General features: G+C 72.7%; 15 protein-coding genes. 10 read left to right on the forward strand and 5 right to left on the reverse strand.

Annotated features, from left to right (window positions below):
• On the reverse strand, positions 1–1188 hold the full coding sequence (locus OG520_RS22825) for a betaine/proline/choline family ABC transporter ATP-binding protein (RefSeq protein ID WP_399329437.1): 1188 nt from the start codon (positions 1186–1188) through the stop codon (positions 1–3).
• Between the two features lie 130 nt (positions 1189–1318).
• Between OG520_RS22825 and OG520_RS22830 the strand changes: the two genes are divergently transcribed.
• The 4 genes from OG520_RS22830 to OG520_RS22845 all read left to right on the forward strand — a co-directional run bounded on the left by OG520_RS22830 (position 1319) and on the right by OG520_RS22845 (position 4911).
• On the forward strand, positions 1319–2029 hold the full coding sequence (locus OG520_RS22830) for an ABC transporter permease (protein WP_399329438.1): 711 nt from the start codon (positions 1319–1321) through the stop codon (positions 2027–2029).
• 3 nt (positions 2030–2032) lie between these two features.
• A complete protein-coding gene (locus OG520_RS22835) occupies positions 2033–2707 on the forward strand; it encodes an ABC transporter permease (protein ID WP_399329439.1) in 675 nt (224 codons plus the stop codon).
• A gap of 112 nt (positions 2708–2819) precedes the next feature.
• Positions 2820–3806, forward strand: a complete 987-nt coding sequence (locus OG520_RS22840; protein WP_406014413.1) for an ABC transporter substrate-binding protein — start codon at positions 2820–2822, stop codon at positions 3804–3806.
• A 94-nt stretch (positions 3807–3900) separates the two neighbouring features.
• Positions 3901–4911 carry a hypothetical protein gene (locus OG520_RS22845; RefSeq protein ID WP_406014414.1) on the forward strand — a complete coding sequence of 337 codons (1011 nt, stop codon included), beginning with the start codon at positions 3901–3903 and terminating at the stop codon, positions 4909–4911.
• 98 nt (positions 4912–5009) lie between these two features.
• Here the strand turns inward: OG520_RS22845 and OG520_RS22850 are convergent, their stop codons facing one another.
• Both OG520_RS22850 and OG520_RS22855 read right to left on the reverse strand, forming a co-directional pair.
• Positions 5010–6152, reverse strand: coding sequence for an NADH-quinone oxidoreductase subunit D (locus OG520_RS22850; RefSeq protein ID WP_266417666.1), 1143 nt, complete (start codon positions 6150–6152; stop codon positions 5010–5012).
• Between the two features lie 10 nt (positions 6153–6162).
• Entirely contained in the window at positions 6163–7206 is a 1044-nt protein-coding gene (locus OG520_RS22855) for an SAM-dependent methyltransferase (protein WP_406014415.1), read from the reverse strand.
• 96 nt (positions 7207–7302) lie between these two features.
• Between OG520_RS22855 and OG520_RS22860 the strand changes: the two genes are divergently transcribed.
• Both OG520_RS22860 and OG520_RS22865 read left to right on the forward strand, forming a co-directional pair.
• Positions 7303–8505 (forward strand): sensor histidine kinase, encoded by a 1203-nt coding sequence (locus OG520_RS22860; protein ID WP_406014416.1) that lies wholly within the window; start codon positions 7303–7305, stop codon positions 8503–8505.
• Positions 8506–8573: 68 nt separating this feature from the next.
• Positions 8574–9248, forward strand: a complete 675-nt coding sequence (locus OG520_RS22865) for a response regulator (protein ID WP_399329445.1) — start codon at positions 8574–8576, stop codon at positions 9246–9248.
• 107 nt (positions 9249–9355) lie between these two features.
• Here OG520_RS22865 and OG520_RS22870 read toward each other — a convergent pair whose 3' ends face one another.
• On the reverse strand, positions 9356–10456 hold the full coding sequence (locus tag OG520_RS22870) for a DUF5937 family protein (protein WP_399329464.1): 1101 nt from the start codon (positions 10454–10456) through the stop codon (positions 9356–9358).
• A gap of 106 nt (positions 10457–10562) precedes the next feature.
• Here OG520_RS22870 and OG520_RS22875 point away from each other — a divergent pair, with 106 nt between their 5' ends.
• The gene (locus OG520_RS22875) at positions 10563–10895 is read left to right on the forward strand and encodes a hypothetical protein (RefSeq protein ID WP_406014417.1); all 333 of its coding nucleotides are present in this window, start codon (positions 10563–10565) and stop codon (positions 10893–10895) included.
• Here the strand turns inward: OG520_RS22875 and OG520_RS22880 are convergent.
• Positions 10892–12082 (reverse strand): threonine aldolase family protein, encoded by a 1191-nt coding sequence (locus OG520_RS22880; protein WP_406014418.1) that lies wholly within the window; start codon positions 12080–12082, stop codon positions 10892–10894. The two genes, OG520_RS22875 and OG520_RS22880, sit on opposite strands and share 4 nt — an antisense overlap.
• A gap of 190 nt (positions 12083–12272) precedes the next feature.
• Here OG520_RS22880 and OG520_RS22885 point away from each other — a divergent pair, with 190 nt between their 5' ends.
• From OG520_RS22885 to OG520_RS22895, 3 genes are read left to right on the forward strand one after another with little or no spacing between them, the layout of a single operon-like run.
• Positions 12273–13229 (forward strand): Rossmann-like and DUF2520 domain-containing protein, encoded by a 957-nt coding sequence (locus OG520_RS22885; protein WP_385326170.1) that lies wholly within the window; start codon positions 12273–12275, stop codon positions 13227–13229.
• On the forward strand, positions 13226–14290 hold the full coding sequence (gene panC, locus OG520_RS22890; RefSeq protein ID WP_399329448.1) for a pantoate--beta-alanine ligase: 1065 nt from the start codon (positions 13226–13228) through the stop codon (positions 14288–14290). Before OG520_RS22885 ends, panC begins: the two co-directional genes overlap by 4 nt.
• Positions 14287–16029 (forward strand): L-aspartate oxidase, encoded by a 1743-nt coding sequence (locus OG520_RS22895; protein ID WP_399329449.1) that lies wholly within the window; start codon positions 14287–14289, stop codon positions 16027–16029. The genes panC and OG520_RS22895 overlap by 4 nt, the downstream gene beginning before the upstream one ends.
• Positions 16030–16031: the final 2 nt, after the last annotated feature.

Raw genomic sequence — 16031 nt, forward strand, 5'->3', positions numbered from 1 at the left:
TCACCGCGTGGCGGCCTTGGTGACGCTCTCCACGCTCTCGACCGCCACCTCGGCGCGCGGGACGTCCTGGGCGTCCGCGTCGATCGAGCGGCGCAGTGCCTCGTGCAGCCGGGCCGGGGTGAGCACGCCCAGGAACCGGCCGGTGCTCTCCGCGTCGATGACGGCGATCCAGCCCGCGTCGTGCTGGAGCATGGTGGCGAACGCCTGCTTGAGCGGGGCGCCGACGGGCAGCCACGCCTCCATCCTGCGGGCGTGCGCGCGCACCGTGTCCCCGGCCCCGGCGGCGGAGCCGTCGGCCGGGATCCAGCCGTGCAGATTGTCCTGGCCGTCCAGTACGACGGCCCAGCGCGCGCCCTCGGCCCGCAGCCGCTCGGTCGCCCGCGCCAGCGAGTCGTCGAGGTGGACGACCGGCGGCTGGTCGAGGTCGCCCTCCTCGATGGGGGTCACGGAGAGCCGCTTGAGGCCGCGGTCGGCGCCGACGAAGTCCGCGACATAGGGGGTGGCGGGGGCGCCGAGCACGGTGGCGGGGGAGTCGAACTGCTCGATGGAGCCCTGCCCGTAGACGGCGATCCGGTCGCCGAGCCGGACCGCTTCCTCGATGTCGTGCGTGACGAACAGGACGGTTTTACGGACCTGTTCCTGAAGTTTCAGGAATTCGTTCTGCAGCCGTTCCCGCACGACCGGGTCGACCGCGCCGAAAGGCTCGTCCATCAGCAGCACCGGCGGGTCCGCGGCCAGCGCCCTTGCCACACCGACGCGTTGGCGCTGACCGCCGGAGAGCTGTTCCGGATACCGGTCGCCATAAACGGAAGGATCAAGTCCGACAAGGTCGAGGAGTTCGGCCGCGCGTTCCCGGCCCTTTCCCCGTTTCCAGCCCAGGAGATGCGGGACGGTCGCGGTGTTCTCCAGGATCGTACGGTGCGGGAAGAGCCCCACCTGCTGGATCACATAACCGATACGGCGGCGCAGCCGGACGGGGTCGATGGCGGATATGTCGTCCCCGTCGATGAATATCCGGCCCTCGGTCGGTTCGATCAGCCGGTTCACCATCTTCATCGTGGTCGTCTTGCCGCACCCCGACGGTCCGACGAGCGTGACCAGTTCACCCTCGGCGACCTCGAAGGAAAGGTCGTCGACGGCGGTGGTGCCGTCCGCGTACCGCTTGGTGACGTGCTCGAAACGGATCATGGTTCCCCATTGTGGCGCGTGTTCTGTGAAGGACATGTTGCTGAAATACAACGGCTCGGGCGATTGTCAGTGGTCGAGGATAGGGTCGCCAGACATACGTACGAAGCGGTGACCGGGAGGTGGGGGAAGGATGGCCGCGGGACAGAACTGCCTGGTGACGAACGACTGGATCTGCGGGGAGTATCTCCGTTCCCGCAGCCAGGAGTTGACCGATGCGACGGTCCAGCACATCTGGATCACCGCGGTCTCGGTGGCGATCGGTCTCCTGGTGGCCTTTCCGCTGGCGCTGCTCGCGCGCCGCAGCCGCCGTTTCGCCGGACCGGTGCTCGGACTGACGACGGTCCTCTACACCGTGCCCTCGCTCGCCATGTTCTCGCTGCTGCTGCCGCTGTTCGGGCTTTCCGCCGCGCTGGTGGTGACCGGCCTGGTGCTGTATTCGCTGACCATTCTCGTGCGGAACATCCTGGCGGGCCTCGAAGCCGTTCCCCAGGAGGCGAAGGAAGCCGCGAAGGGAATGGGCTACGGACCGGTCCGGCTGCTGTGGGAGGTCGAACTGCCACTGGCCATGCCCGCGTTGATGGCGGGGGTGCGGATCGCCACGGTCTCGACGATCGCGCTGACGACGGTCGGGTCGATCATCGGCAGAGGCGGCCTCGGCAATCTCATAGGGGACGCGCTCCCCAGCTTCTTCAAGGCCCAGGTGCTCACCGCCTCGGTCCTGTGCGTACTGCTCGCGGTCGTCGCGGATCTGCTGCTGCTCGGCGTGCAGCGGCTGCTGACCCCCTGGACCCGGATACGCGCCGCGCACGCGGACGCGGGCACCGTGGCAAAGGCGGTCTGACCCATGGGAGTTCTCGGCGAGGCCTGGACCTGGCTCACCACCGGCGCCAACTGGTCGGGGGAGAGCGGGGCGGCCCACCGGCTCGGTGAGCATCTGTACGTCAGCGGCGTCGCGCTCGCCCTGGCGTGCGCGATTGCGCTGCCGGTCGCGCTGTACCTCGGGCACATCGGGAAGGGCGGCGCGCTGGCCGTCAACCTCTCCAACGTGGGGCGGGCGATCCCGGTCTTCGCGGTGCTGGCCCTCTTCATGGTCTCGCCGCTGCGCAACGCCGGATATGTGCCGACGGTCATCGCGCTGGTGCTGTTCGCCGTGCCGCCGCTGCTGACCAACGCCTACGTCGGGATGACGGAGGTCGACCGGTCGGTGACGGAGGCGGCACGCGGCATGGGGATGTCCGGGTGGCAGCTCTTCGTCCGGGTCGAGCTCCCGCTGGCCTACCCGATGATCATGACCGGGCTGCGCTCCGCCGCGGTCCAGGTGGTCGCCACGGCCACGATCGCCGCGATGGTCGGCCAGGGCGGTCTCGGCCGGATCATCACCGCCGGGTTCAACACGTACAACACCCCGCAGGTGGTCGCGGGGGCGGTGCTGGTCGCCGTGCTCGCGCTGCTGGTGGAGGCGGTGCTGGTGGGCCTGGACCGGCTGCTGTCACCGCTGCGCCGCCGCCGGACGGCGTGACGGCGGCGTGACAGCCACATGAAACCCGATCCGCCATCCCGGACCCCGATCTCGTACAGACCCTGTTGCTGTGGACTCATACGGCCCCCGTGGCTGTGGACGGAGAACGACAATGAGCAAGACCTCGCGCATAGCCGGCGCGGTCATCGGCATGGTGGCGCTGGCCGGCTCGCTCGCCGCCTGCGGCGGCGACAGCCTGGAGAAGGACAAGGCGGGCCCGGCCTCCTCCGGCGGCGCCGCGGGCTCCGGCAAGAAGGGTTCGCTGGTCGTCGGCGCGGCCTCCTTCACCGAGTCCAAGGTGCTCGCGGAGCTGTACGCGCAGATCCTGGGCGCCGCCGGATACAGCACTTCGGTCACCACGGTGGCGAACCGGGAACTGTACGAGCCGTCCCTGGAGAAGGGCGAGATCGATGTCGTCCCCGAATACGCCGCGACGATCGCCGAATTCCTCAATGCCAAGGTGAACGGTTCGAAGAAGGCCGAGAAGGCGCCGGTCGCCTCCGGTGACACGGCGGCCACGGTCGCCGCGCTGGAGAAGCTCGCCACCCCGCGAGGACTGAAGGTGCTCCCGGCCGGTGCGGCCGTGGACCAGAACGCCTTCGCGGTGACCAAGGAATTCGCCGCGAAGAACAAGCTCAAGACCCTTTCGGACCTCGGCAGGTCGAAGGCCGAAGTGAAGATCGCGGCGGGTGACGAGTGCGAGGTGCGGCCGTTCTGCGCACCGGGTCTGAAGAAGACGTACGGCATCAATGTCACCGGTATAGACCCCAAGGGAGTCGGTACGCCGCAGTCCAAGCAGGCGGTCAAGGACGGCAAGGACCAGTTGGTCCTCACCACCACCACGGACGCGGTGCTGGACAGCTACGACCTGGTGTTCCTGGAGGACGACAAGAAGCTCCAGAACGCCGACAACGTACTGCCGGTCCTCAATGCCGAGGACGCCGGTTCCCAGGACATTGCCGACGCACTCGGCAAGCTCACCAAGGCGCTCACCACCGAGGATCTCGCGGAACTGAACCGCAAGGTCGACGCCGAGCGCGCAAAGCCCGCCGATGTCGCCAAGGACTATCTGCGGTCGAAGGGCCTCGTCGAGAAGTAGGAATCGGGGGGAATGGGGGCCGTCAGGTAACCGGCAGGGAACAGATTGGCGGGCGGCCCCCCAAGTGCCCCGTACACACGGTAAATTTCAGGCCATGCCACGTGGACGTCATCGCCATTCGCCACCTCTGCACAGAATCCTTCCGCCGTCGGCAGTCGTCGGAGTCTCGGTCCTCTGTGCCGGGGGCGCCTGGCTGCTCGCCGAGCCCCTGGTCCTGCGCGGTCTGGTGGCCGCCTCGGCGGTCGCCGCCGTGACCGGCGCGTATCTGATGCGCAGCTGGGACCAGGAAGCCGGCCGCCGGGTCGCGGAGCTGACGCGGGCCCGCGCCGGTGACGAGTGGCGGGCCGAGGAGCGGCTCGCCGAGCTGGAGGCCGACCTGGAGGAGTCGCGGGAGCTGCGCGCCCGGCTGGAGACGAAGCTGCGCCGCAAGCGCGTGGAGCTCGCCAACCTGCGCGGGGAGCACGCCGCGCTGCTGCGCCGGTACGCCAACGCCGAGACCGAGCGGGCCAGCGCGCTGGAGGGCCGCAGGCAGCTCGCCATCGAGGCCGCCGCCGCGCCCCGGGAGCTGCCCGCCGCGCGCAGCACCCCGACGTCGGCCGCCTATCTGCGGGCCGCCCAGGCGCTGGAGGACCTCTCGCGCAACGGGGCGCTCCAGGAGGCGCGCCGTACCGCCGAGCAGGCCAGGAAGCGTGATCTCGCGGAGCGTTCCCGGGAGGTGGAGGAGCGGCAGGGCAAGCACGCCGCGGACGAGGACCGGACCGGCGCGCAGCACCTGCGCCCGCCGGCCGCCCTGCCAGCGCCCCGGCCGTCCGCCGCGCTGCCCCCGGCGCGCACCGCCCCGGCCACCGCCGTCGCCCCGTACGCGGCTGCCCGCCGCCACCTGGTGCCGCAGGGCAGCTTCGACTTCTTCGGCACGCAGAAGGCGCGCGCCGCGATCGAGTCCGTGCAGGACGAGGACCTCGCCGATGTGGTGGGCGAGGAGGCGCTGGCCGCGCACCGTACGGGCACGGCCGGGAACCGGGTCGTCGGCGAGGTCATCGACCTGACCGCGCACGACGAGACCGAGCAGCTGGACGTGGCGGAGCTGCGCAGCGCGATCTCGTAGAGCGGCGCGATCCCGCAGAAGCAGAAGCAGAAGCAGAAGCAGAAGCAGAAGCAGCGGCCGCCGTCCCGGGCCCCGGGACGGCGGCCGCTACGTGTCGATCACTTGTCGATGTCGCCGACGACGAAGAAGAGCGAGCCCAGGATCGCCACCATGTCGGCGACCAGCGTGCCCGGCAGCAGCTCGGTGAGCGCCTGGATGTTGTTGTACGAGGCGGAGCGGAGCTTCAGCCGGTACGGGGTCTTCTCGCCCTTGGACACCAGGTAGTAGCCGTTGATGCCGAGCGGGTTCTCGGTCCAGGCGTAGGTGTGGCCCTCGGGGGCCTTCAGCACCTTGGGCAGCCGCTGGTTGATCGGGCCGGGCGCCAGGGCGGCCATCCGGTCCAGGCAGGCGTCCGCCAGATCCAGGGCGTTGTGCGTCTGCTCCAGCAGGCACTCGAAGCGGGCCAGACAGTCGCCCTCGGTGCGGGTGACCACCTTCAGCGTGTCCTGGAGCTCCCCGTACGCGAGATACGGCTCGTCGCGCCGCAGATCGAAATCGACACCCGAGGCGCGGGCGATCGGCCCGGACACCCCGTACGCGTGCACGGTCCCGGCGGAGAGCACGCCCACGTCGCGGGTGCGGCCCCGGAAGATCTCGTTGCCGAGCACCAGGTCGTCGTAGACGTCCATCCGGGACCGGACCGAGGCGACCGCGTCCCGGGCCCGGCCGAGCCACCCGGCCGGGAGGTCCTCCTTGAGACCGCCGACGCGGTTGAACATGTAGTGCATCCGGCCGCCGGAGACCTCCTCCATCACGGCCTGGAGCTCCTCGCGCTCGCGGAAGGCGTAGAACACCGGGGTGATCCCGCCGAGTTCGAGCGGGTACGAGCCGAGGAACATCAGATGGTTCAGGACCCGGTTCAGCTCGGCGAGCAGGGTGCGGGTCCAGACCGCGCGCTCCGGCACCTCCATGCCGAGCATGCGCTCCACGGCCATCACGACGCCCAGCTCGTTGGAGAACGCCGACAGCCAGTCGTGGCGGTTGGCGAGCATCACGATCTGCCGGTAGTCGCGGGCCTCGAACAGCTTCTCCGCGCCGCGGTGCATGTAGCCGATGACCGGCTCGGCGTGCTGGATGCGCTCGCCGTCCAGGACGATGCGCAGACGGAGCACGCCGTGGGTGGAGGGGTGCTGGGGGCCGATGTTGAGCACCATGTCGGTGCTCTCCGCCGCGCCGCCGATGCCGACTGTCGTCTCCGTCATGCGGCCAGTATTACGTGAACGCGCCGGGGCCCGGCCCCGGGCCCCGGCCCCGGTCCGCCGACGGGGCGGCTTCCCGGCCCCCGCGCTGCATCAGCCAGCCGAAGTCGCCGAGACCGCCCCGGGCCGTCAGCTCCGCGGCCTCGCCCGCCGAGGCGAGCGCCCGTACGTAGCCGGCCGGGTCGGCCGACGCCAGGGCCAGGGGCGGGCGTCCGCCGCTGACGCCGAGGCGGTGCAGCGCCTCGCGCTGGCTCAGCAGCTCGGGCGGCGCCCCGGCCCCGGCCCCGGCCGCCGCGCAGGCGTCCAGGGCCACGTGCGAGGTGAGGTCGCAGCTGCCGTCCGGCACCGGCCGGACCTCGCGGCCGGCCCGGAAGCCGGTCAGGGTGCCGAACGGGGGCCGCGCCTCCCGCGCATGGGCGTAGTCCACGGCCACGGCGAGCCCCCCGGCCAGCGTGGCCACCGCCCGTGCCCAGGCCTCGTCGCGGGGGCGGCCGATCTCCGCGCGGCTGCCCGGTCCGGCCGACGGCCACCAGCGGCGCAGCCACTCGGCGTCCGCCCCGGCCACCGGCTCGCCCAGCCGTTCCGTACCGTCCTCGGTCCGGACGAGGACGTACCGGTCGACGCCGTCCGCGTCGGTCTCGGCGACCTCGGTCGGGACGTTGTCCAGCCACTCGTTGGCGAACAGCAGGCCGTACGTCCGCGGCGGCGGTTCGGCGCACCACTCGATCCGGGGATCCAGTCCGGGCGGACGGTCGGCGAGCTCCACGGCGTACGTACGTACGGCGAGGCCGTCGGCGCCCGCGGCCGGGAGCGCCGCGAGTACTCCCGTCAGCAGCTCGCCCCGCCCGGCGCCCAGGTCCACCAGGTCGACCGTTCCGGCGCCCAGTTCCCGTGCCGTCGCGACCAGCAGCCGGGCGACGGCGGAGGCGAAGAGCGGGGAGGCGTGGACGGAGGTACGGAAGTGGCCCGCCGGCCCTTCGGGGCTCCGGTAGAACCCCCCGTCCCCGTACAAAGCGGTCGCTGCCGCCTCCTGCCACCCACGCCACTCATCCGTCACGTATCCAAGTCTCCACCTTGGGGAGTACGGTCCCAGAAGCCGGATCGGCCCTTCGGCTGACCCGTGCGCCCCTTGCCTGTCCCTACGCTGGGTGACGTGCAGCGCCTCTACGACTTCCTCCGCAGACACCCGACGGGCGTCGACAGCTTCTGGGCCGTCGTCCTCCTCGGGCTCTCCGGCCTGTCCATGGTGGGTATGGGGCGAAGCACGGGGGAGCGTGTCGCTGCCGTTCCGGTCATCCTCGGGCTCTGCGCCGTTGTCGCGTTGCGCCGGCGCGCGCCGGAGAAGATGCTGCTGCTCGCCATCGCGATGGGGGTGGTGCAGCTGGTCACCGGGGAGGGGCCCGGTGTCATGAACTTCGCGATGCTGGTGATCGTCTTCACCGTGGCCACCGTCGGGGAGCGCTGGGCGTCCCGGCTCGCGCTGGTCTGCAGCCTGTGCGCGGCGGGTCTGTCCAAGCTGCGCTGGCCGGGCGAGGGGCCGCGGACCGGCTGGGCCGAGGAGATCTTCATCGTCGTCGTGCTGACCGTGCCGTTCGTGCTCGCCTGGGTGCTCGGCGACTCGATGCGGACCAGGCGCGCCTACTTCAGTCAGCTGGAGGAGCGCGCCGCCCGGCTGGAGCGGGAGCGCGAGGCGCAGTCGAAGGTCGCGGTGGCGGCGGAACGGGCCCGTATCGCCCGTGAACTCCACGATGTCGTCGCGCACAACGTCTCGGTGATGGTGGTGCAGGCCGACGGTGCGGCGTACGTCATGGACGCGGCCCCCGACCAGGCCAAGCAGGCCCTGGAGACCATTTCCAGCACCGGCAGGCAGGCGCTCGCGGAGATGCGGCGGCTGCTCGGGGTGCTGCGGACGGGCGATGCCCAGGAGAGCGGGGAGTACGTCCCGCAGCCCGATGTGGACCAGATCGAGGATCTGATCGAACAGGTCAGACAGACCGGCCTGGCCGTCGACTTCAAGATCGAGGGAACCCCCCGCCCGCTGCCCAGCGGCGTCGAGCTGACCGCGTACCGCATCGTGCAGGAGGCCCTGACCAACACCCGCAAGCACGGTGGCCCGGACGCGGGGGCCAGCGTGCGTCTGGTCTACTTCGACGACGGGCTCGGACTGCTGGTCGAGGACGACGGGCGGGGCGCGGCGCACGAACTGTACGAGGACGGCGGCGCCGACGGCGCGGGCCACGGGATGATCGGGATGCGCGAGCGGGTCGGCATGGTCGGCGGCACGCTGGACGCCGGGCCGCGGCCCGGCGGCGGCTTCCGGATCAGCGCGCTGCTGCCGCTCAAGCCGGCCCACTAGACGCAGGACCGGGCCCACCGGACGTAGGACCGGGCCCACCGGACGTAGGACAGGAGACAGGACCCCTCATGGCGATCCGCGTGATGCTCGTCGACGACCAGGTGCTGCTGCGCACCGGCTTCCGGATGGTGCTCGCCGCCCAGCCGGACATGGAGGTCGTGGCCGAGGCCGGCGACGGCGCGGAGGCGATCGAGAACCTTCGTGCCACCGCCGTCGATGTGGTGCTGATGGATGTGCGGATGCCGAGGCTGGACGGTGTCGAGGCCACCCGGCGTATCTGTGCGCAGCCGGACGCGCCCAAGGTGCTCATCCTGACCACGTTCGACCTCGACGAGTACGCCTTCTCCGGGCTGAAGGCCGGGGCCAGCGGCTTCATGCTCAAGGACGTGCCGCCCGCCGAACTGCTGGCCGCGATCCGCTCCGTGCACAGCGGCGACGCCGTCGTCGCCCCGTCCACCACCCGCCGGCTGCTCGACCGGTTCTCCCCGATGCTGCCGAGTGGTGCCGGCGAACCGCAGCACAAGGACATCGCCAAGCTCACCGAGCGCGAACGCGAAGTGATGCTGCTGGTCGCGCAGGGCCTGTCGAACGGCGAGATCGCGGCACGCCTGGTGCTCTCCGAGGCGACCGTGAAGACGCACGTGGGCCGCATCCTCACCAAGCTGAACCTGCGCGACCGGGTGCAGGTCGTGGTCCTCGCGTACGAGACCGGGCTGGTCCGGGCCGGTGGCGGGGCGGTCTGACCCGCGGGCCCGCTGATCCGGGTCGGTGGCGGGGCGGTCTGACCCGCGGGCCCGCTGATCCGGGTCGACGCCCCGGGCCGGGGCTCGGCCCGGGGCGTCGACCCGGATCAGCGCAGGATGCCTTCCAGGAAGTCGCTGCCGAGCCGTGCCACCGAGGTCAGGTCCAGCTGGTGCAGCACGTACCGGCCGCGCCGACGGGTGGTGACCAGGCCCGCCTTCTTCAGTACCGAGAGGTGCCGGGAGACCTCGGGGGCCGTGATGCCGTGCGTATCGGCGAGCTGGCCGGTCGTGTGCGGGGAGCGGGCGAGGTGGCGGCAGAGACGCATCCGCATCGGGTGGGCCAGCGCCTCCATGCGCAGCTGGAGCAGTTCCACGGAGGAGGGGGAGGGCAGCTCGGGCTGGTGCACCGGGTAGTGGATCACCGGGCGCCAGCCCGGTGCGTGCAGCAGGTTGAGGTGCGGCCAGCCGAAGGTGGACGGGATGAGGGTGAGCCCGGGGCCGACGGCGCTGGTGCGGCCCTCGGTCAGTTTGTCGGCGCTGATCCGGGTCCCGGCCTCGTCGACGGTCAGCGCCGTGGACACCGCGCCCATCGCCTCGCCGATCCCCTTGCGCCGCAGCAGATCGGTCTTGTGCCGGGCGTCGGCGACCAGCTGGACCCGCACCCGGCACCAGGTGTCCGCGAAGAACGCCCGGTCGCAGTCCTCGAACAGGCGCCGCACCCAGGCGCGCACCGGGGCCGGATCGGCCAGCAGCTGCTGGGCGAACTCCACCTGCCGGGGGCCGCGCGCCGCCGCCATGTCCAGGGCGCGGGTGCGCATCGTCGGGTCGTTGAGCGGGGAGGGCGCGCCGAGCCCGTACAGGCTGGTGCAGGTGAACTCCAGGGCGGCGGCGACGAACCGTTCGTCGTCCAGCCGGTCGAGGATGTCGAGGTCCTCGGCGAGGTTGGCGCCCGCCCTGCCGTTGCCGCCGCGGATCCCGGCGAACGGCATGAAGATGTCCGAGAACGTGTGGCGCCACAGGAAATCGGCCTCGTGCAGCCGGTCGGCGAGGTCGGGGTCCAGCGCGCTGGAGGTCGCCGTCGCCCAGCCGTGCAGGCCCGGGTGGTGCCCCGGCTCGGAGAGGGCGTGCAGGGCCAGCCCCAGCTCGGCGAGGGGGGAGGTCTCGAAGACGATGCGGTCGGGCGCCAGCCCGGCGATGTCGATGTGCACGCTCACCCCTCCATAGTGCGGGGTGCCCGCGAAAGGCATCGCGCCATTTGACGGTGGTCGTCAATCGGCGGGCCGGACGGGCCGGGACCGGCCCACGCTGAGGCCCATGGACGCCATTCAGCAGCACATGATCGACAGCTATCGCGCGGCCCAGCGGGGCGAACTTCCGCCGCCGCTGCCGGGCCGGCACGACTGGGAAGTGGTGCGCGAGGCCCGCGACCGGCGCCGTTTCGACGCGGTGATCGCGGGCCGCCCGGCGCGTGGTCGCCGATGGGCGGCGCTGCGGTCCCTGTTCACCCGAAGCCGCGGAGCCGGGGCCGTCCGAAACCGCGGAGCCGGGTCGGCCCGAAGCCGCGGAGCCGGGTCGGCCCGAAGCCGCGGAGCCGACGGTTCCGGTGCTCCCGGCCGTTCCCCGGTCGGCCCGGCAGGCTCCTGCTAGGCCAGCCGCGCCACGAACTCCCGCACCGCGTCCCGTACATCCTCAGCCGTCCACTCCAGCCCTTCCCGCCCCACCGTCACCTCGGTGAACGACAGTCCGGGCGGCCCGGCGGCCGCGGGGTACCACTTGCGGAAGAGGGACACGCCCGTCTCCTCCGCCTGCCGCACCGCCGCCTCCGTCAGGACGTCCTCCCCGTACGGCAGCCACACCTGGAACTGATGCGTGTGCGGCGGCTCCGGATGCACCCGGAACCACCCGGTGCCGGCCGCCGAGAAGCCCTCGGCCATCGCCCCGGCCACCACCTTCGCCCGTGCCACGTACGAAGGCAGCTGCGGCAGCTCCTGATCGAGGCCGATCAGGGCGGTGAGCGCCGCGGGGAACTGCTGGAAGAGCTGCCCGCCGTACCGGTGGCGCCAGGTGCGGGCCTCCTCGATCAGCGACCCGGGACCGACCAGCGCGGCCCCGGAGATTCCGCCGAGGGTCTTGTAGAACGACACGTACACGCTGTCCGCGAGCGCCGCGATCTCCGGCAGCTCCCGCCCGAAGTGGGGGGCGCACTCCCACAGCCGCGCGCCGTCGATGTGCACCACCGCATCGCGTTCCCGCGCGGCCGCCACCACGGCCTCCAGCTCCTCCCACGTCGGCAGGACGAAACCGGCGTCGCGCAACGGCAGCTCCAGCATCAGCGTGCCGAACGGCTCGTCGAAGTCGCGGATCTCCTGGGCCGTGGGCAGCCGGGGCTCGGACGTCGGATGGACGGTACGCAGCCCGCTCACCGCCCCCAGCGCGCCGCGTTCGTGCACCTCGGGGTGGGCGAGGGGATGCAGCGCCACCGTGGAATCGCCGGTCCGCCCGGCCCAGCACCGCAGCGCGACCTGCTGCGCCATCGTCCCGGTCGGGAAGAACGCGGCGGCCTCCATGCCCAGCAGGCCCGCGATCCGCTCCTCCAGTTCGGCGACGACGCCGTTGCCGTAGATGTCCGCGGGGCGGTCGAGATCGGTGACGGCCCCGGCCCCGGCCGTCAGCGCGGCCAGCCGTTCGCCGAGCGAGAGGTTCATGGGCGGCCTGATCAGGACTCGTTCGGCCGCGTGCCAGGCGTTGATCCTGCGCAGCCGCTGCGCTTCCTCCTGGGATTCCTCCCGCGCTTCCGGCCGCAGCTGCCCGTCCAGGTCTGCTGTGTCTGTCATGGGACGATCATCACGCAGCGCGCAGCTCGGGCCCGCATGGTTTTTTTCGGGCGCCCCGGCTCCGGTCCGCGCCCCCGCCCGGACTTTACCCACAGGCTGTGGACGGCCAGGAGTCCGGGCGAAACGCTGGCGTAGCATGCAGAGAAATCGTCCGGTACCCCCCGCGGACTGGAACGGAAGGCCCCGCCGCGTGAATGCAACAGCCCCCCATGAACCCCTCGACGCGAGGGACCGCCCCGCCCGCCTCACGGTCGGCGTCGTGGGTGCGGGCCGTGTCGGCCCCGCTCTCGCCGCGTCCCTGCAGCTCGCCGGGCACCGGCCGGTCGCCGTGTCGGGCGTCTCCGACGCGTCCGTGCGCAGGGCGGCCGCCCTGCTGCCCGACGTACCGCTGGTGGAGCCCGCCGAGGTCCTCGCGCGCGCCGAGCTGGTGCTGCTGACCGTCCCCGACGACGCCCTGCCCGGCCTGGTCGAAGGCCTTGCCGAGACCGGTGCGGTGCGGCCGGGGCAGCTGATCGTCCACACCTCGGGGCGGTACGGGACGAAGGTCCTGGACCCGGCGCTGCGGGCCGGTGCCCTGCCGCTCGCCCTGCACCCGGCGATGACGTTCACCGGCACCTCCGTCGACGTCCAGCGGCTGGCCGGCTGCTCCTTCGGCGTGACCGCCCCCGAGGAGCTGCGGCTCGCCGCCGAGGCGCTGGTCATCGAGATGGGCGGCGAGCCCGAATGGATTGCGGAGGAGTCCCGTCCGCTCTACCACGCGGCGCTCGCCCTCGGCGCGAACCACCTGGTCACCCTGGTCGCCCAGTCGATGGAGCTGCTGCGTACGGCCGGGGTCGCCGCCCCCGACCGGATGCTCGGCCCCCTCCTCGGCGCCGCGCTCGACAACGCGCTGCGCTCCGGCGACGCCGCGCTGACCGGCCCCGTGGCCCGCGGCGACGCCGGTACGGTCGCCGCGCACATCGGCGAGCTGCGCAGGCACGCCCCGCAGGCCGTGGCCGGATACGTCGCGATGGCCCGCGCCACCGCCGACCGCGCGCTAGCCCACGGCATGCTCAAGCCGGAGCTGGCCGAGGACCTGCTCGGGGTCCTGGCCGACGGCACGGGCACCGGCACCACGGGCGGCACCGGATCACAGGAGCCCCGATGACCGACACGACCGGCAGGCCCGGCACCCCCCGCCCCGTCGCACCGCGGACGTCCCACGGTCCCGCCGCCACCCTGCTCCGTACCGCGGCCGAGCTCGGCGCGTTCGCCCCCCGCAAGGGGCCGCGGGCCGTCGTCATGACCATGGGCGCCCTGCACGAGGGCCACGCGACCCTGATCCGCGCCGCACGCGCGGCGGCGGGCCCCGACGGCCAGGTGGTCGCCACCGTCTTCGTCAACCCGCTCCAGTTCGGCGAGGCCGCCGACCTGGACCGCTACCCCCGTACGCTCGACGCCGACCTCGCCGTGGCGGGCGCCGCCGGGGCGGACGCGGTCTTCGCGCCGTCCGTCGACGAGGTCTACCCCGGCGGCGAACCGCAGGTCCGGATCTCCGCGGGCCCGATGGGCGAGCGGCTCGAAGGCGCCTCGCGCCCCGGGCACTTCGACGGCATGCTCACGGTCGTCGCCAAGCTCCTCCATCTCACCCGCCCCGACGTCGCGTTCTTCGGGCAGAAGGACGCCCAGCAGCTGGCGCTGATCCGCCGCATGGTGCGCGATCTGAACTTCCCGGTGGAGATCGTCGGCGTGGAGACGGTCCGCGAGCCGGACGGCCTCGCGCTCTCCAGCCGCAACCGCTTCCTGGACGCGGAGGAACGGCACACCGCCCTCGCCCTGTCCCGGGCCCTGTTCGCCGCCCGCGACCGGCTCGCCGCCCAGCAGGCGCTGCACGCCCGCGCACAGACCACCGCGGCCACCACCGGCCGGGCCGCCGCGCTCACCGCGCTCGGCGAGGCCCGCGCGGCCGCCGACACCCAGGCGGTGGCCCTGGCCCGCCCGGTCGACGGCCCCTCGGCGGTACGGGCCGCGGCGCTCCTGATCCTCGACGACGCGGCGGGCGCGCAGCCCCCGCTCGCCCTGGACTACCTGGCGCTCGTGGACCCGGCCGACTTCACCGAGATCCCCGACGACCGCACCTCCGGTGAGGCGATCCTCGCCATCGCCGCGCGGGTCGGCAGGACCCGCCTCATCGACAACATCCCGCTGACCTTCGGAGCCACCACGTGACCGGAATACGGCTGACCGCCCCCGCCCCAGGCTGGTCCATCGACGCCGACGTCGTGGTGGTCGGCTCCGGCGTGGCCGGTCTCACCACCGCGCTGCGCTGCGCCGCCGCGGGCCTCGCCACCGTCGTCGTCACCAAGGCCCGCCTCGACGACGGCTCCACCCGCTGGGCGCAGGGCGGTATCGCGGCCGCCCTCGGCGAGGGCGACACCCCCGAGCAGCATCTCGACGACACCCTGGTCGCGGGCGCCGGTCTGTGCGACGAGGCGGCGGTCCGGACCCTGGTCACCGAGGGCCCGGACGCCGTGCGCCGGCTGATCGGGACCGGCGCCCACTTCGACACCACGGAGAGCGGCGACATCGCGCTGACCCGTGAGGGCGGCCACCACCGCCGCCGCATCGCCCACGCGGGCGGCGACGCGACGGGCGCCGAGATCTCCCGCGCCCTGGTCGAGGCGGTCCGCGAAGCCGCCCTGCACACCGTGGAGAACGCGCTCGTCCTGGACCTCCTCACCGACGCCGAAGGGCGTACCGCGGGCGTCACGCTGCACGTCATGGGCGAGGGTCAGCACGACGGCGTCGGCGCGGTCCACGCCCCCGCGGTGGTCCTCGCCACCGGCGGCATGGGCCAGGTCTTCTCCGCCACCACCAACCCGGCGGTCTCCACCGGCGACGGCGTGGCGCTGGCGCTGCGGGCCGGCGCGGAGGTCTCCGACCTGGAATTCGTCCAGTTCCACCCGACGGTCCTCTTCCTCGGCGCCGGCTCCGAGGGCCAGCAGCCGCTGGTGTCGGAAGCGGTACGGGGCGAGGGCGCCCATCTCGTCGACGCGTCCGGTACGCGCTTCATGCTCGGACAGCACGAACTGGCGGAGCTGGCCCCGCGCGACATCGTCGCCAAGGCCATCACCCGCCGGATGGGGCTGCACGGCACCGAGCACATGTACCTCGACGCCCGCCACTTCGGCGCCGAGATGTGGGAGCAGCGCTTCCCCACGATCCTGGCGGCCTGCCGCGCCCACGGCATCGACCCGATCACCGAACCGATCCCGGTCGCCCCCGCCGCGCACTACGCCTCCGGCGGCATCCGCACCGACCTGCGGGGACGTACCACGGTGCCCGGCCTGTACGCCTGCGGCGAGGTCGCCTGCACCGGCGTGCACGGCGCGAACCGGCTGGCGTCCAACTCCCTCCTGGAGGGCCTCGTCTTCGCCGAGCGCATCGCGGCGGACATCGTCGAGGACCGGCCCCGCGCGGGCGCCGCGGAAACCGGCGACGACCGCGCGCCCTCCCCGCTGATCGCCCCGGAGGCCCGTAGCACGATCCAGCGCATCATGACCCGGGGCGCCGGAGTGCTCCGCTCCGCCGAGAGCCTGGCCGTCGCCGCCGACGAGCTGGAGGCCCTCCACGACAGCGCCGCGCTGGCCGTGGAGGCGGACGAACCCAAGGTCGCGGTGCCCGGCGTCGAGGCGTGGGAGGCCACCAACCTGCTGCTCGTCTCGCGCGTCCTGGTCGCCGCCGCCCGGCGGCGCGAGGAGACCCGCGGCTGCCACTGGCGCGAGGACCGGCCCGAGCGCGACGACGAGAACTGGCGCCGCCACCTCGTCGTCCGGCTCACCCCGGAGCGTCAACCGGTCCTCCGTCGGACGGAGACCGAGGCATTCGGGCCCGTACGCCCCACGCAGGCACCAGACTGCGCAGCAGCACCCCTGACCCACCCCGCCGACGTCACCGAGGAGCCGTAACC

This window comes from Streptomyces sp. NBC_00984 (genome assembly GCF_045162475.1).
Lineage (GTDB): Bacteria > Actinomycetota > Actinomycetes > Streptomycetales > Streptomycetaceae > Streptomyces.

Coding starts and splice junctions, on each gene's coding strand:
- OG520_RS22825 (WP_399329437.1), bottom strand. CDS start 1,188: ATGATCCGTTTCGAGCACGTCACCAAGCGGTACGCGGACGGCACCACC.
- OG520_RS22830 (WP_399329438.1), top strand. CDS start 1,319: ATGGCCGCGGGACAGAACTGCCTGGTGACGAACGACTGGATCTGCGGG.
- OG520_RS22835 (WP_399329439.1), top strand. CDS start 2,033: ATGGGAGTTCTCGGCGAGGCCTGGACCTGGCTCACCACCGGCGCCAAC.
- OG520_RS22840 (WP_406014413.1), top strand. CDS start 2,820: ATGAGCAAGACCTCGCGCATAGCCGGCGCGGTCATCGGCATGGTGGCG.
- OG520_RS22845 (WP_406014414.1), top strand. CDS start 3,901: ATGCCACGTGGACGTCATCGCCATTCGCCACCTCTGCACAGAATCCTT.
- OG520_RS22850 (WP_266417666.1), bottom strand. CDS start 6,152: ATGACGGAGACGACAGTCGGCATCGGCGGCGCGGCGGAGAGCACCGAC.
- OG520_RS22865 (WP_399329445.1), top strand. CDS start 8,574: ATGGCGATCCGCGTGATGCTCGTCGACGACCAGGTGCTGCTGCGCACC.
- OG520_RS22875 (WP_406014417.1), top strand. CDS start 10,563: ATGGACGCCATTCAGCAGCACATGATCGACAGCTATCGCGCGGCCCAG.
- OG520_RS22880 (WP_406014418.1), bottom strand. CDS start 12,082: ATGACAGACACAGCAGACCTGGACGGGCAGCTGCGGCCGGAAGCGCGG.
- panC (WP_399329448.1), top strand. CDS start 13,226: ATGACCGACACGACCGGCAGGCCCGGCACCCCCCGCCCCGTCGCACCG.